Raw genomic sequence first — 15,556 nt, forward strand, 5'->3', positions numbered from 1 at the left:
TGAACTGCATTGGGAGAAGATCATGCCACAAGCACAGACAATGGACGATATCCGGGTCGACTTCGATGCGCCGGGAAACGTTCCGAAGGATCGCATCGTCGACTTGTCCTTCGCCATGGGCACGCTGCCCAACGACCTCGTAGATCCCTACGAACCTTGCGGATGGCTGGCGGGGCCCGAGATACCCCGCCTGCTCTTCAATCCACCGACACGCCAGGGTCTGGGCGCGGTTACCGGCAACCAGCGCGGCAGCTGGGTGGTTTCACACTACGAGGACATCGAGCGCGTCTATTCGGACAACGAACATTTCTCCAACGCCGGCACCGCCGAGTTCCAGCGGCTGATCGGGGAGACATTCAAGTCGATTCCGTTGGCGATCGATCCGCCCGACCATGCGAAGTACCGCCTCTACCTGATGCCCTACTTCTCGCCGTCGCGGATCACCCGCGATCTGGAGCCCCGCATCCGCAAGGTCGTCACCGAGATGATCGACGAGATCGCCTGCAAGGGCGAAGTCGACATGGCCTGGGACTTCGGCCGGGTCTATCCGGTGCGCATCTTCATGGGCCTGATGGGCTTCCCCGACGAGATGTTCGAGCAGTTCCTCGACTGGGAGTGGGACATCCTGCACTCGGGCAGCCTAGAAAAGATGCAGGCAGCCTTGCGCGGCGTGCTCGAATTCCTGCGCGGTTTCATCGCCGAGAAGGAGAAGAACCCGGACGAACACCTCGTCTCCTCGATCGTCCACGGCAAGATCGAGGGACGCGGCCTGACCGACGACGAGAAGATCGGCATGGTCTGGTTCCTCTGGCTCGGCGGGCTCGACACGGTCGCCGCCACCATCGCCCAGATGTTCCGCCGCATGGCACTGCAGCCCGAACTGCAAAAGCGCATCCGCGAAAACGCGGGGATCATCAACTCCGCCGTCGAAGAATTCCTGCGTACCCAGCCGATCCTGTCTTCCGCGCGCACGGCAAAGAAGGACTTCGCATGGCACGGAATCCAGATCCGCAAGGGTGACAACTTCCAGTGCCTCAACCCCTCGGGCAATTTCGATCCGGCACGCTTCGAGGACCCGCGCACGTTCGATCCCGAACGCAAGGCCAACCGCCATTTCACCTTCGTGGGCGGCGTGCACATCTGCCTCGGCGCCCACCTCGCCCGCCGCGAATTGCGCCTGCTGCTGGAGGAATGGTTCAGGCGGATCCCGGAATTCCGGGTCAAGCCGGGGGCCGACACGACGGTGTTCCCGGGGCTGCTGTCGATCCGCAACCTGCCGATCGTCTGGGATGTGAGGTAGCGGCCTGCGGATGCCCGAACAGGGCACCCGCATTCCGATCAGAACACCTGCCCCGCGCCTTCCATGCCGGCTATCATGCGCCCTGCGTCGATCAATGATTGATCGGCCGCAAGGAAGCGCGCGTTGCCTGCGCAAATGTCGCGGAAGGCGCATTCCAGGCGAGGCGTGTCGCTCATGGCCGTGCCGTCGCGACAGCGCTTGCTGGCGGCGAAGGCTTTCATCTGCGGGCGCTCGCACCAAGCCCCAGAACGGGAACACCGCATCGTATCGTTGTGGAGACCTGCCGTCAGCACGCAGGCCCGGGATAGCGACTATTCCGCCGCGTTCTCCAGTTCCTGCTCCATGTGATAGTCGGGCAATGCATCGAGCGCCTGCTTCAATGCTTCGCCCCACCCCGTCGAGACGGCCTGAAAGTAGGGATCCGTCCCGTCGATCCGCCGTTCATGAATCGGCGTGTAACAGTCGCGCTCGATCACCAGCAGATCGAGCGGCAGACCGACCGAAAGGTTGGCCTTGAGCGTGGAATCGAACGAGACCGTGAACAGCTTGACCGCGCGTTCGAAGCTCATCGCACGGTCATACCCGCGGATCAGGATCGGGCGACCGTACTTGGTTTCGCCGATCTGGAAGAAGGGCGTATCGAAGCTCGCCTCGATGAAGTTGCCTTCCGGGTAGATCATGAACAGGCGCGGCTCCATGCCCGCGATCTGCCCGGCAACGATCACCGTCGCGTTGAACGTGCCCGCCGAGGCGTGCTGTCCATTGTCGTCTGCCTGCGTGGCAATCGTTTCGCGCAACAGGTTGCCCACTATCGTCGCAACCTGGAACATGGTATCCGCCTCGAGCAGCGAATTGTTCCGCTCCGATGGCGCCTTGTTGCGCTCCTCGAGCTGGCTGATCACGGACTGGGTGGTGGCAAGGTTGCCCGCGGTCATCACCGCGATGATGCGCTCGCCGGGAATCTCCCAATGGAACATCTTGCGAAAGGTCGAGATGTTATCGACGCCGGAATTGGTGCGCGTGTCGCTCATCAGAACGAGACCGCGATCCAGCATCATCCCCACGCAATAGGTCATTGAAAACTTCGTCCCTGCAAACCTTCAGCCTCGCACGATTGCGCGCTGCGCCCGGCGCGGAAAGGCGACCCGGCTCGTAATCCCGTGCGGGCTAGCCGCCCTGAACCTGTTGCTGTCCGCCGCCGCCGGACGACTGCTGCTGACCTACCAGTTTCTCGTCAACCGACAAGTGCACGTCAAGTTCAGTTTCCCCAGCTCCGACGGCAATGCCCGTAACCGGGGCAGCTTCGCTGTAGTCACAGCCGGTAGCCACGCGGACATAGCGTTCGTCCGGGCAGATCGCATTGGAAATGTCGAAGCCGACCCAGCCGAGCCCCGGCACATAGGCCTCGGCCCAGCCGTGCCCTGCCTCCTGCTCGACGAGGCCGTCCATCTTCAGGTAGCCGCCGACATAGCGCATGGGGATGTCCAGCAGCCGGCCCGCGCTGATGAAGACGTGGGCATGGTCCTGGCACACGCCCTTGCCCGCCACCAGCGCCTGCTCCGCGGTCGTGGCGGCGTCGGTCTCGCCGGGGACATATTCGATCTGCTCACCGATCGCGCCCGACAGGGCATGGAGAAAATTCAGCGTGTCGTCGCGGTCGGCATCGACCGAAGCCACCAGTTGACGCACACGATTTCCGGCGCGGGTCAGCGGCGTGGGACGCAGGAAGCACCACAAGGGCATGTGCCCGGTATGCATGCCGGTGACGCCGTTGTTGTCGATCGTGCGCACGGTCCCGTGGCAGGTAACGACGACTTCCGGCACGCCCGGCTCGATCGAGACGAGATCGATGTGGTTGTGGTGCTGGTCGTCGTAGGACGCCTCTGGCCTGGCTCCGACAAGGTCCATGCGCCATTCGAGCACTTCCTGCCCGTGTGTCGTCTTGGGTTTGAGCCGCAGGCGCTGCAACCCGTGGGAGACCTTCTCGGCGAAGGAGTAGCGCGTGGTGTGAGTGACGGTCAGAAGCACTAAGGACCGCTCCTATTCGATGAAGCGATAGTCGGCAGCGATGGCATTGCCGATTTCGATGGTCTTGCCGATGAAGTCCTGCAGGAACTCGTGCAGTCCGCCCTCGAAGATTTCCTCGATCGAGGTCTGGTGCAGCCGGGCCCCGGCATCGCGCAGCAATTCGTGCGCGGAAACCTCGTGCCCGTATTCCTTGGCAAGACCGGCCATGTTGCTGCGGATCTTCTCGTAGCAGAACACGAGGCTGCGCGGGAACTGGCCGTCGAGGATCAGGAAGCGCGCGATCCCGCGCGGCTCCATCGACGCGGCATTGAGCCAGGAATAGGCCCGGTTGCCCGCCACCGAGCGCAACAGCGTATCCCACTGGACATTGTCGAGGCTGGAGCCGACCCAGGCAGCCGAGGGCAGCAGCACGTAGTACTTCACGTCGAGAATGCGGGCGGTGTTGTCGGCACGTTCGATGAAGGTGCCGATGCGCGCGAAGTTGAACACCTCGTTGCGCAACATGGTGCCTTCCATCGCGCCACGAACGAGCGTGCCCTGCCGGCGGATCGCGGTGAGCACTTCGCCCAGATTGGTCTCGCGCACCGGCCGCGCGAGCATTTCGCTGAGGATCATCCAGCCTTCATTGGTGGCTTCCCAGACCGAATTGGTCAGGCTGGTCCGCACGACACGGGCATTGGTCCGCGCATTCTCGACCATCCGCAGGACGGAAGCGGGATTGTCCTTGTCGCGCAGGAGATAGTTGAACACCTGCGGACCGTTGAAGTCGGAATAGAGCTCGAGGTAGGCATCGACCTGCCCTGTGGTGGTCAGGACCGACTTCCATTCCTCGTCCGCCGATTCCTTGTCGCCCCGCGTCAGGGCCAGGTGGAATCCCACGTCGATCAGGCGCGCCGCGTTTTCCGCCCGCTCGAGGTAGCGGTTCATCCAGTAAACGCCGTTGGCAGCTCGTCCCAGCATTACTCGTCCAATACCCAGGTGTCCTTGGTGCCCCCGCCTTGCGACGAATTGACGACCAGAGACCCCTTCTTGAGCGCCACGCGGGTCAGCCCCCCGGGCGTGATGTCGATACCATCGGGCGACACGAGCACGAAAGGACGCAAGTCCACATGGCGCGGTGCCAGCCCTTCCTTGGCGAAGATCGGCACCGTCGAAAGCGACAGCGTGGGCTGCGCGATATAATTGTCCGGCTTCGCGCGCAGCTTGGCCTCGAACGCGGCCAGTTCCTTCTTCGACGAGGTCGGGCCGATCAGCATGCCGTAGCCGCCCGAACCGTGCACTTCCTTGACGACGAGATCCGCCAGGTTGTCGAGCACGTATGCCAGCGCGTCGGGTTCCGAGCAGCGCCAGGTGGGCACGTTGTTCAGGATGGGCTTCTCGCCGGTGTAGAACTCGACGATCTCGGGCATGTAGCTGTAGATCGCCTTGTCGTCGGCGATGCCGGTGCCCGGCGCATTGGCGATGGTGATGCCCCCGGCCCGGTAGACATCCATGATCCCGGCCACGCCCAGCACCGAATTCGGATTGAAGCTGAGCGGATCGAGATAGTCGTCGTCGACCCGGCGATAGATCACGTCGATCGCCTTGTACCCGGTGGTCGTGCGCATGGCGACACGCCCGTCGACGATGCGCAGATCGCTGCCTTCGACAAGCTCGGCACCCATCTGGTCGGCCAGGAAGGCATGTTCGAAATAGGCCGAGTTGTAGATGCCCGGCGTGAGCACCGCGACCACGGGGCGCTTGCTGCCACTGCAGGCCGGCGGCGCGCAAGCCCGCAGCGAACGGGCGAGCCGGCGCGGATAGTCCGACACGGGCCGCACCGGCACTTTCGTGAACAGCTCGGGGAACATCGCCATCATCGTCTCGCGATTCTCGAGCATGTACGAGACGCCGGACGGGGTGCGCGCATTGTCTTCCAGCACCATGAAGTCGTTGGGACCGGTGCGGACGAGATCGATGCCGACGATGTGCGTATAGACACCGCCTGGGGGCGTGAAGCCGATCATCTGCGACAGGAATGCATCGTTGTCCCGCAGCGCATGGATCGGCAGGCGGCCAGAGCGAATGATTTCCTGCCGGTGATAGAGATCCTGCAGGAAGGCGTTGAGCGCCCTCACCCGCTGCTCGATCCCCCGCGTCAACTTGCGCCACTCGCGCGCGGTAATGATGCGCGGGATCATGTCGAACGGGATCAGCCGCTCTTCCGCTGCTTCTTCGCCGTAGACATTGAAAGTAATACCGATGCGCCGAAAGAAACGTTCAGCCTCGGCATCCTGGCGTTTCAACCAGGATTTGTCCTGAGAATCATACCAGTCACAGAAATCAGCATATGCAGGACGAACCGAACCGTCCTCATTGAGCATTTCGTCGAATTTCGTCGTGCTCGCAGCCGTCATCGTGACTCCCGTTTGACCATGTGATGCAACATGGAAAGGGACTTGCCAAGCGTTTACGCTGCACCTGCGAAAGAAAATTTTCGCGCACAAAAACGCGAAAATCGGAGCAATTCGTTCGAGTATTGCGAAAGATGCAGGACGGCGCGCGCAGCGCCACCAGCTTAACCCAGCAACTGACGGTTCGTCAGATCGGTCCGCAACGCCCCGGCATCGGTAAAGTGATGCACATGCCAGCCGAGCGCACGAGCGGCCTCCACGTTCGCGACATTGTCGTCGACGAACAGCATCGCACCGGGTTCATGACCGAAGCGGCGCACAGCGAGATCGAAAATTCTCGGATCGGGTTTCACCAGCTTCTCGTCGCCGGACACCACGATGTCCCCGAACAGGTCGAAGAGCGGCTCGTTGGCCCGGAACTCGCGCCAGAAGGGGCTGGCGAAGTTGGTGATGGCAAAAAGGGGAACCTGACGCTGCGCCAGTTCACGCACGATCTCGTGACTGCCCGGAACATTGCCCGGAATCGTTTCGAGAAAGCGCGTGGCGTAGGCGTCGATCAGATCGTCGTGCCCGGGAAACTGGGCCTTGCGCTCGGCAACCATCTCATCGAGATCGCGTCCAGCATCGTGCTGGAAATGCCATTCATCGGTCATGACATTGGCCATGAACCAGTCGAGTCGCTCGGGATCGTCGATCAACCGGGCGAACAGGTGGCGCATGTCCCACTGGACCAGAACGCGCCCCACGTCGAAAACGACAGCATCTACAGCAGACATGACAAGACCCCCGCAAATGGCGGGGGCCTCATACCGTCAACGCAATAGCCCGTCCGCCGATGACCCCGCCTTTCACGGCGGGGATGGGCGAAACGAATCAGCCCTGGCGAGCCTTGAAGCGGCGATTGGTCTTGTTGATGACGTAAGTGCGGCCGCGACGGCGGATCACGCGGTTATCCCGGTGACGGCCCTTGAGCGACTTGAGGCTGTTGCGAATCTTCATCGTGTGTCTCGTCTGTCTGGGCGGTTACCGACCGCCGGAAATTCGAAGTGGCGCCGTTAGTGGCAGCAGCCCGCAAAGTCAAGCACGACACCCCCGCCGTCGCGCCCTGAATGCTATTCATCTGTCGGCAATCGGCACGACCTTAAGGTGCTGCAAGGGCGCGACATCACCGAATTCTGGAAAAACGACAAGCCATATGACGATACCTAGAGGCGCGGCCTTCGCCGCAGGCATGGCTGTCATGCTGATCGCATCCGTTCCCGCGCAGGCACAGCACTCCCCATGGGGGCCAAGCTGGGGTTCCCCGGGCTGGTCCAACCCGGCCGGGTCACGCCTGCCCGACCGGCGCTACCGTGACCAGCGGGAAGGCCGCGTGGAAGTCAGCCGTTTCGTTGTCGCGGGCCCTGCAGCCGAGGCACTGGGGCACGGCCCCGTCACGGTGGAATCCGAATCGGGCGATGGCCCGTGGTTCGCTGAAACACAGCGCGCGGCCTACGAAGCCGCCATCGTCGATGCCCTTGTCGGCGCCGGATACGACACGCAGCATCCAAGCGACGTGCAGGCGCAAGTCGCAAGGCTGCGGATCAGCCGGCATGTCCTTGTCCCCGCCGAGGAGAAGAAGAGCCCTGTGAGCGGCAGCGCGGCAGTATCCGTAGGCACGCATGGCTCTGCCTATGGCCTTGCCGTGAATGTTGACATGACCAAGCCGCGTGCCGCCCTGGTATCGACGCGGCTCGACGCCCGCATCGCCGACAAGGCCACCGGCAAGGTGCTGTGGGAAGGCTATGCCACGATCGCCACCCGCGAAGGCGACGACGATTGGAGCGAGAGCCGGATCGCCGGAAAACTGGCCTCTGCCCTCTTCGACAATTTCCCTCAGGGAGAAGAAATCGAACCGCTCGGCACCTCACTGGACTGAACCACGCTTGCATCCTCCTGTGTCGCAAGCCAAACCGGCCCGAAAGGTGTTGGAGAGAAAGCTATGACCAGGACCCTGACGGCCCGCCTGCGCGGCAAGGTGATCGCCCCCCTGACGCTGGCCGCCGCCTTGGCCCTCTCCGGCTGCGTGGCCCCGGTGGGGCCGGTCGAAATCACCCGCTTTCACGCCGCCGACATCGCTGCGCTTGGCCAGGGCACGATCCGTGTCGAGCCGGCGCAGGGCCAGATGGAGAACATGGAGTTCCGCACATACGCCATGGCGGTCTCACGCGAGCTGACGCGGGTCGGCTACGTCGAACCTCTTCCCGGCGAAAGCGGCAGCCGGCAAGTCGCCCTACTCCGGCTGGAGCGCCAGCGCTATCAGCCCCAGCGCGAGTCCGGCCCGGTTTCGGTCGGCGTGGGCGGCAGCACCGGCAGCTATGGTTCGGGCGTGGGCGTGGGGATCGGCATCGACTTGTCGGGCCCGCCGCCGGAGCAAGTGGCGACCAAGCTTTCCGTAATCATTATCGATCGCGCCAGCGGCAAACACCTTTGGGAAGGCCGGGCAAGCTTTGTCGTGCGTGCCGATTCGCCAATGGCCCAGACATCGCTCGGCGCCGCAAAAATGACCGAGGCATTGTTCAAGGGGTTTCCGGGCGAGTCCGGCGAAACTATTCTGGTGAAATGACCGACGTACAGATCAACGCAGCGTTCGATTCCGGCAACATCGAAGTTCTCTCCATCGACGGCACGACCGCCCGCCTCGCCATCATGCGGGACCGCAGTTCCAGCTTCTTCCAGTGGTTCCATTTTCGCGTCAGCGGCGCCAAGGGACGTGAACTCACACTGATCATCACGGGGCTCAACTCTTCCGCCTATCCGATGGGCTGGTCCGGCTACAACGCCTGCGTATCCGAGGACCGGCAATTCTGGGGTCGGACCGAAAGCCACTGGGACGAAGGTCGCGACGGCGGTTCGCTGACGATCCGCTACAAGCCGGCGAGCGACATCGTCTGGTTCGCCTATTTCGCGCCCTATTCGATGGAGCGCCACCACGACCTCGTGGCCCGCACGGCCTGCGCCGGCAGCGTCGAATACCGCGGCTTGGGCACGTCGCTCGACGGCCAGCCGATCGACTGTCTGGAAATGGGGGCAGGCCCCGTGCAGGTCTGGCTCTACGCGCGGCAGCATCCGGGCGAATCGATGGCCGAATGGTGGATGGAAGGCGCGCTGGACCTGCTGACCGATCCTGCCGATTCGGTCGGGCGGGAGCTGCGGCGGCGCTGCCGCCTTCACGTCGTGCCCAACGCCAACCCCGACGGCTCGAAGCGCGGCCACCTGCGCACCAACGCGGCGGGCGTGAACCTCAACCGCGAATGGGACAATCCCACCTCCGAACAGTCACCCGAAGTGCTGGCCCTGCGCGATGCGATGGATGCGAGCGGCGTCGATTTCGCCATGGACGTCCACGGCGACGAGGCGATTCCAGCCGTGTTCCTCGCAGGCTTCGAAGGCATTCCCTCTCTCAGGGACGAGCAGCTTGCCGGCTATAACCGCTACGCCGAAATCCTCGAGCGCCGCACGCCCGACTTCCAGACCAAGCTCGGCTATCCGATCGCGAGGCCGGGCAAGGGCAACCTCTCGATGTCAACGAACCAGCTTGCCGAACGCTTCGGCTGCGTGTCGATGACGCTGGAAATGCCGTTCAAGGACCACGACCCCGCCGCCGACCGCCGTCAGGGCTGGAGCCCGGAACGGTCGAAGCAACTGGGCCGCGACTGCATGGGCGCGCTGCTCGAATGGCTGGTCGAACGGGAAGCCTGACGACGGTCAGGCCAGGTTTGCCGGCCCGAAGGCATGCGGCAGCAGTTCCGACAGCCGCGTCTCCAGAACGCCGTCGTGGCCGTCACACCAGATCACCGGATCGGTGCCGCCCAGCCCGGCAATCTCGTTGAGGACCTGACGGCAGCGCCCGCAAGGCGTCACGGTCGCCCCCTTGCCCGGCGCTCCCGGCGCCCCGCCGGACACGGCCACCGCCTCCAGAGCGCCCATTCCGGCGGTCGAGAGGATCTTGGCCACCGCCACCGTCTCGGCGCAGAGGGCCAGACCATAGCTCGCGTTCTCGACATTGGCCCCGGTCACCACCGAGCCATCGGCCAGCAGCAACGCCGCCCCCACCTGAAAACCCGAATAGGGCGCATAGGCGCCGGCGGCGGCCTCGCGCGCGGCGGCGATCAGAACATCTCGTTTGCTTGCACTCATGGCTGCACCACTACCCAGCGCAGCCCCTTGCGCGCAATCTCGTTGGCAAGGCTGGTATTGGCCGTCCACAGCGTCCACGGCCGCCCCGCATAGTCGGGCATGAACCGGTTGCGCACCAGCCACAGGTTGCGGTCGAGCTTCGCCGCAATCGCATAGCGCGCCTCGAAGCCGGGCATGACCTTCAGGATCACCGCCTTGCCGGCATGGGTTTCGACCTGATTGAGGAAGGTCATCAGCTCGCTTTCGACGCGCGCATCGCTGACCCGCACCGGACAGTTGTCGGCCAGCATGCCGAGTTCCACCACGGGGGGCAGCAGTGCCGGATCGCGCGGCACCGTGGTCACGAAATTCGCCGCCTGCTTTTCCGCCGGCTGGCAGGGGTCATAGCGGTGGACCGCCCCCACCTGCATGCCCGCCGCGCGCGCGGCATCAAAATTGGCCACGAAGCGCGGATCGCGTGCGAATGCGCTGGCACTGGCGTCGATATAGGCGAAGTCCGCGCCGATCGCCTTCAGCGACTTCCAGTTCACCGCACCGTCGTCCACGCCGATTTCCACGCCCTGGACCGGAAAGACCGCACGATCGGGCAGCCAGTGATGCACGTGCCACCAGCCCCATGCGCCCGCGATCATCGCCGCGAGCAGCAGCACGCCCATAATGCGCAGTTTCGTGACGCCGCGCATCCTTGCGCGCTTGCGCCCTCCCCTTACGGCCAAATCCCCCTCCTCAGCCCCGGATATGCAGTACGCAGATCAGCGTGAACAGGCGCCGCGCGGTGGGAAAATTGGTCTCGATCTTGCCCTCCAGCCGCTCCAGCAGCATTTCCGCCGCCTCATTGTGAATGCCGCGCCGGGCCATGTCGATGGTTTCGATCTCCTGCGGCGTCGACTTGCGAATCGCCTGATAGTAGCTCTCGCAGATCGCGAAGTACTCGCGGATCGGTCTGCGAAAGCGGGCGAGGCCGAGCACCAGCGTCTCCAGCGGTTCGCCATCCTCGTTGTCGATCTCGAGGTGCAGCCGGCCGTCGCGCACCGAGAGCTTGAGCCGGTAAGGCCCCTGATGCCCAGCCTCGAAGGCGCGCAGGGGCTTGAACACGTTGTCTTCGATCAGGTCGAAGATGGCGATACGCCGTTCCTGCTCGATATCGGCATTGCGCCACAGGATGGTCGCCTCGTCGAGTTCGATATGGGTGATGCGCGGGTCCGCCATGATACGCACGGCCTTTACGCGCTTGCAGCATGCCCGGGCAAGTCCGACGAAGGTCCTCCACACCCTGTGGAATAAAATCGCCTCACGTCACGCTTGCGAGGGCTGCGCAGTGAGACCATGTTGCCGCGCTTATGGCCCTGGAACAAGCTCTCATCAAACCCGCCGAAACCGAAGCGCGCGCCCTGCCGTCCAACGTGGAGGCGGAGGCTGCCTTTCTGGGTGCGGTGCTGATCGACAACCGCGTGATCGAGGAGCTGCAGACCCAGCTTGGCCCCCAGCATTTCTTCGAGCCGGTCCACGCCCGCATCTACGAGCGCATCCTTGGCCTGCTCGACCGCAAGGCGGTGGTCACCCCGGTCACCCTGCGCCCCTATTTCGAGGCCGACGAGCAGCTCAAGGCGCTGGGCGGCGTGTCCTATCTCGCCCGCCTTACCGCCGACGGCCAGGGCCTGCTGGCCCCGCGCGAGCTGGCGGACCAGATCTACGACCTTGCCCTCCTGCGCGAGCTGATCTCGGTCGGGCGCGGCCTTGTCGAAGGGGCCATGGACACCTCCGAGTCGGTCGAGCCGATGGAGCAGGTCGAGCAGGCCGAGGCCGCGCTCTACAAGGTGGCCGAGGGCGCCGCGTCGGCCAACGAGGCCAAGACCTTCTCGGCCGCCACGCGCACCGCGATCTTCAACATCGAGAAGGCGTTCAATTCGGGCGGCCACATCTCGGGCAAGACCACCGGGCTCACCTCGGTCAACGACAAGATCGGCGGCCTGCACGATTCCGACCTTATCATCCTTGCCGGCCGCCCCGGCATGGGCAAGACCTCGCTGGTCACCAACATCGCCTTCAACACCGCCCAGCGCTATGTCGACGATACCGTTCGCGACGGCATCGAGCATGCCAAGTCGGTGGGCGCGCCGACCGCCTTCTTCAGCCTCGAAATGAGCGCCGACCAGCTGGCGACGCGTATTCTCGCCGAACAGTCGGGCATTTCGTCGGAAGCCCTGCGCATGGGCAAGATCAGCCGAGAGGATTTCCAGCAGCTCTCCTTTGCCAGCCAGCGCCTCGCCGAACTCCCGCTTTACATCGACGATACCCCGGGCCTCTCGATCGCCGCGCTGCGCACCCGCGCGCGCCGCCTGAAGCGTCGCTACAACATTGGCCTGATCATCATCGACTACCTGCAGCTCCTTTCCGGATCGGGCCGCGCCAGCGACAACCGCGTGAACGAGATTTCGGAAATCTCGCGTGGCCTCAAGACCCTGGCCAAGGAACTGGAAGTGCCGGTGATCGCGCTTTCGCAGCTCAGCCGTGCGGTCGAACAGCGCGAGGACAAGAAGCCGATGCTCTCGGACCTGCGCGAATCGGGCTCGATCGAGCAGGACGCCGACATGGTCTGGTTCGTGTTCCGCGAGGACTACTACGTCAATGCGACCGAACCCAAGTACCCGGCCGAAGGCGATCCGCCGGACGTCGTCGAGAAGTGGGAAGCCTGGCGCCAGAAGATGGAACAGGTAACCGGGCTTGCCGAGCTGATCGTCGCCAAGCAGCGCCACGGCTCGACCGGGCGCGTGCGCCTGAAGTTCGAGGCGCGCATCACCAAGTTCTCCGACCTCGCGCCCGACGACATGCGCGCCGCGTTCGAGAGCGACTAGAGGCGCCAGTGACCAGAGGCCGCCGGTGACTGACCAGAAAGTCCTGCTGCTCGCTGGCGGTTCCGGCTCCATCGGCAGCGCGATTGCGCGCCACGCGCTGTCGCACGGCTGGAAGGTGGCGCTGCACGGGCGCACGCAGGACAAGGTCGAGGCGGCGGTTACCGGCCTGTCCTACCTCGGCGAGATCGACGGTTTCCTGGCCGACATCTGGGACGACGAGGCGGCCGAGACGCTGGTGGCCGAAGTCGCCGAGCAATATGGCCGGATCGATGCGGTGATAGACTGCACCTCGACCGGCCCGGTGGGCGTTACCGGCCTGTTTCCCGAGACATCGCCCGAAGTCTTCGCGGACTTCCTCGCCGTCTCGGTCGGCTGGGTCGAGCGGCTGGCCCATGCCGCCTACGATTTCCTGTCGCAGCAGGGCGGCACGTTGATCGCCTTCGTCTCGGACGCCGGGCTCTACGCCGCGCCGCGCCAGACGCTGATCGGCGCCGCGCGCGCGGGCACCATCGGCTTCATCCGCAACTTCGCGGTGGAAGCCGCTCGCGACGGCATCCGCGCCCACGCCATCTCGCCCAGCTTCGTGGAAGGCAGCGAGAGCGCCCGCCGCATGGGTTCAGAGCGCATGGCCAAGGCCGCCCGCCGCGCCGGGCTCGGCCTGCCCGGCGCCGACGACATCGCCCCGCTCGCCCTGTTCCTGTGCAGCGACGGCGCGGCGAAGATCACCGGACAGGTCATCAGCGTGAACGGCGGGCTGAACGCCTGAGAGTACGCCTCGCCCTCCATCGTCATTGCGAGGAGCGAAGCGACGCGGCAATCCAGAACATCGCGCGCCTCGCTCTGGATTGCCCTTCGGCTGACTGCTTGCAGCAGCCGCTCAGGACAGGCGTCGCTACGCTCGCAATGACGAAGGAAGGTGGGAACTTCACGAAGTTCAGCCACATCAGCCATCGCAAAGTCCGGTGAAGTTTTCGGGATTTCAAAGGGTTGGAACTTCACTCCGCAGGAGAATTCCGCAGCATGTGTTGGTGAGGATCGACGGTGTCAAAGAGCCCTGGCCACACATGCTGACATGGCGCGGCCGGGCGGCAGTCTGACAGGTTGCAGGCTTGTAGGAAAATGGGGGTGAGCCAGTGCTAACCCAATTCCATATCCCTTACTGGCAGCTTTGCGCCCCATTTCGGTCATTCATATGACCTGCTGGACTTGCTGACGGCAGACACTCGAACGGATGGATCTGAAAGAGTTTCATCTGCTGCTACAACCTTCACGACCGAGGCTAGTCGGTTATCTCATCTAAACGCCGGTGTAAGTAACGGTCAATTTCGCTTCGTCGACCTTCCATCACCCATTGGAGCATCTGAGCGACATCCCGGTCTTCAAACACGATCATAAACCCGCGACCATCGGCAGCAGTGTCCCGACAAGAAGCAATGATTCTCTCCCGATCATCCATATTGCGACACAGAAGGAATCCCAAAAATCCCCGCTGATGGCCAAACCGACCAGCAAGCTGATCCAACTCAGGATTTCTCAATTCCTTTGTATAATTTTTGCATTCAATTAATATATTTCTCGCTCGCAATTGCGCAGAAGCAAGAGAATGTCCGAAAAACCCATCATTAGACGCATTTGTAAATTTTATATCGATTCTTTTCCTTCCATTATGCTGTTCAAATTCTTTTACAGGAGCAATAAGATCTGGTGCGAATAAGAAGGTGCAGATACCAACCATGAGGCTGTGGTACGTGTCAGCACTATCCCCACCCGTAGGAATTTCGCGAAGTCGGTCAATGAGCACCTGCGCCAAAGCATTCTCATCGAAGTTTGGCTCAATATCCTCGATATCAAGCGGCCCAGACGCCCCCTTTAAGTCCTTATAACGCTCCAAAATTTCAGGATGGTCTCGAACAAATGCAGCCATATCATCCTTTATGAATGGATGCCTTTCTTTCACAGATTTTTTTGTAACCCTTTGCCTTCCATTCTTTAAGGTCTCTACAAGGGCTCTACCTGCATCAAGATACTCACTCTGCAGGTAGCTAATCATATAGTGATTATAAAATTCTTGACTATTAAGACTAAGCCTACGTCGCACACTAAACCACGGTACCAACAGTACAGGCCTCCCCTCAAATACGGGAAGTTGATAGGTTTTGGCTTCCCAGTCTCTTCGTACAACATTCCATGAAGGACCGAGAGAAGTCGTTGGGGATGTTGGTATCTCGTGCAGCCTGCATTCAGCCAATGTATAGTCCGCGAGCAAACCGCGAATGACGTTTGTAACCAAATCAGAGATTGTGTCCGGACCAACGCCTGGGATGAACAATTCTGCATCGGAAACATCAGCTAAAAGGCCTGTCTCGAAGGCCCTGCTATTTAACAAAGCGTTGACTAAATCGAGCGCCTTATACTCACCTACGCCACGCCCGCTTGGTCTGCCGGACGACTGACCAAAAAATGTTTCGTTCGGTTCATGAAGGTGACTTAACAGATGCTGGGCGCGCTCTGCGTTCCCGTTCCTTAATTGGTCCAGAATCTCATTGAAATACGAGCGGATATGGTCGCCACAGGCTTCCGACCATTCATCTTCCCGAATTTGAATAGCGTAAGGACAAATATAGAGCCGATTGTCGATATCGAGCCTTATATCGACGAAATCGAGCTCACCTTGGGACTTACCCAAATTAAAGTGCTCACTGAAGCGTACCATAGGGATATCAAACTTAGGTCATAAAAAAACGCAAGTGACACTTATGAAATGCACGTGAACAAAGTTACAAATTGGCTATCGACCCGGC

General features: G+C 62.3%; 17 protein-coding genes. 6 read left to right on the forward strand and 11 right to left on the reverse strand.

Annotated features, from left to right (window positions below):
- Positions 1-22: 22 nt before the first annotated feature.
- Entirely contained in the window at positions 23-1,300 is a 1,278-nt protein-coding gene (locus tag NZK81_RS19055; protein ID WP_260047681.1) for a cytochrome P450, read from the forward strand.
- A gap of 38 nt (positions 1,301-1,338) precedes the next feature.
- On the opposite strand, the gene NZK81_RS19060 is transcribed toward NZK81_RS19055, so the two are convergent.
- From NZK81_RS19060 to ykgO, 7 genes are all read right to left on the reverse strand, one after another.
- On the reverse strand, positions 1,339-1,521 hold the full coding sequence (locus tag NZK81_RS19060) for a hypothetical protein (RefSeq protein WP_260047682.1): 183 nt from the start codon (positions 1,519-1,521) through the stop codon (positions 1,339-1,341).
- A gap of 90 nt (positions 1,522-1,611) precedes the next feature.
- Entirely contained in the window at positions 1,612-2,376 is a 765-nt protein-coding gene (locus tag NZK81_RS19065) for a proteasome-type protease (protein WP_260047683.1), read from the reverse strand.
- Positions 2,377-2,467: 91 nt separating this feature from the next.
- On the reverse strand, positions 2,468-3,328 hold the full coding sequence (locus NZK81_RS19070) for a transglutaminase family protein (protein ID WP_260047684.1): 861 nt from the start codon (positions 3,326-3,328) through the stop codon (positions 2,468-2,470).
- Between the two features lie 12 nt (positions 3,329-3,340).
- On the reverse strand, positions 3,341-4,288 hold the full coding sequence (locus tag NZK81_RS19075) for an alpha-E domain-containing protein (RefSeq protein ID WP_260047685.1): 948 nt from the start codon (positions 4,286-4,288) through the stop codon (positions 3,341-3,343).
- Positions 4,288-5,724: a circularly permuted type 2 ATP-grasp protein gene (locus tag NZK81_RS19080; RefSeq protein WP_260047686.1), complete on the reverse strand. Its 1,437-nt coding sequence runs from the start codon at positions 5,722-5,724 to the stop codon at positions 4,288-4,290. The genes NZK81_RS19075 and NZK81_RS19080 overlap by 1 nt, the downstream gene beginning before the upstream one ends.
- A gap of 161 nt (positions 5,725-5,885) precedes the next feature.
- Positions 5,886-6,497, reverse strand: a complete 612-nt coding sequence (locus tag NZK81_RS19085; protein ID WP_260047687.1) for an HAD family hydrolase — start codon at positions 6,495-6,497, stop codon at positions 5,886-5,888.
- Positions 6,498-6,594: 97 nt separating this feature from the next.
- A complete protein-coding gene (gene ykgO, locus NZK81_RS19090) occupies positions 6,595-6,720 on the reverse strand; it encodes a type B 50S ribosomal protein L36 (protein WP_004210176.1) in 126 nt (41 codons plus the stop codon).
- A 196-nt stretch (positions 6,721-6,916) separates the two neighbouring features.
- Here ykgO and NZK81_RS19095 point away from each other — a divergent pair, with 196 nt between their 5' ends.
- From NZK81_RS19095 to NZK81_RS19105, 3 genes are all read left to right on the forward strand, one after another.
- Positions 6,917-7,639 (forward strand): DUF4136 domain-containing protein, encoded by a 723-nt coding sequence (locus NZK81_RS19095; protein ID WP_260047688.1) that lies wholly within the window; start codon positions 6,917-6,919, stop codon positions 7,637-7,639.
- A 63-nt stretch (positions 7,640-7,702) separates the two neighbouring features.
- Positions 7,703-8,326 carry a DUF4136 domain-containing protein gene (locus tag NZK81_RS19100; protein WP_260047689.1) on the forward strand — a complete coding sequence of 208 codons (624 nt, stop codon included), beginning with the start codon at positions 7,703-7,705 and terminating at the stop codon, positions 8,324-8,326.
- Positions 8,323-9,462 (forward strand): M14 family metallopeptidase, encoded by a 1,140-nt coding sequence (locus NZK81_RS19105; protein WP_260047690.1) that lies wholly within the window; start codon positions 8,323-8,325, stop codon positions 9,460-9,462. Before NZK81_RS19100 ends, NZK81_RS19105 begins: the two co-directional genes overlap by 4 nt.
- Positions 9,463-9,468: 6 nt before the next feature.
- Here NZK81_RS19105 and NZK81_RS19110 read toward each other — a convergent pair whose 3' ends face one another.
- From NZK81_RS19110 to NZK81_RS19120, 3 genes are read right to left on the reverse strand one after another with little or no spacing between them, the layout of a single operon-like run.
- Positions 9,469-9,900, reverse strand: a complete 432-nt coding sequence (locus NZK81_RS19110) for a cytidine deaminase (protein WP_260047691.1) — start codon at positions 9,898-9,900, stop codon at positions 9,469-9,471.
- The gene (locus NZK81_RS19115) at positions 9,897-10,583 is read right to left on the reverse strand and encodes a glycoside hydrolase family 25 protein (RefSeq protein ID WP_419181720.1); all 687 of its coding nucleotides are present in this window, start codon (positions 10,581-10,583) and stop codon (positions 9,897-9,899) included. Before NZK81_RS19115 ends, NZK81_RS19110 begins: the two co-directional genes overlap by 4 nt.
- Before the next feature lie 43 nt (positions 10,584-10,626).
- Positions 10,627-11,109, reverse strand: coding sequence for a UPF0262 family protein (locus tag NZK81_RS19120; RefSeq protein WP_260047693.1), 483 nt, complete (start codon positions 11,107-11,109; stop codon positions 10,627-10,629).
- Between the two features lie 131 nt (positions 11,110-11,240).
- Here NZK81_RS19120 and NZK81_RS19125 point away from each other — a divergent pair, with 131 nt between their 5' ends.
- Together NZK81_RS19125 and NZK81_RS19130 are read left to right on the forward strand one after the other, a co-directional pair.
- On the forward strand, positions 11,241-12,755 hold the full coding sequence (locus NZK81_RS19125) for a replicative DNA helicase (protein ID WP_260047694.1): 1,515 nt from the start codon (positions 11,241-11,243) through the stop codon (positions 12,753-12,755).
- Between the two features lie 25 nt (positions 12,756-12,780).
- Positions 12,781-13,521 carry an SDR family NAD(P)-dependent oxidoreductase gene (locus tag NZK81_RS19130; protein WP_260047695.1) on the forward strand — a complete coding sequence of 247 codons (741 nt, stop codon included), beginning with the start codon at positions 12,781-12,783 and terminating at the stop codon, positions 13,519-13,521.
- A 513-nt stretch (positions 13,522-14,034) separates the two neighbouring features.
- On the opposite strand, the gene NZK81_RS19135 is transcribed toward NZK81_RS19130, so the two are convergent.
- A complete protein-coding gene (locus NZK81_RS19135) occupies positions 14,035-15,468 on the reverse strand; it encodes a hypothetical protein (protein WP_260047696.1) in 1,434 nt (477 codons plus the stop codon).
- Positions 15,469-15,556: the final 88 nt, after the last annotated feature.

The organism is Novosphingobium mangrovisedimenti (assembly GCF_025153475.1).
GTDB lineage: Bacteria > Pseudomonadota > Alphaproteobacteria > Sphingomonadales > Sphingomonadaceae > Novosphingobium > Novosphingobium mangrovi_A.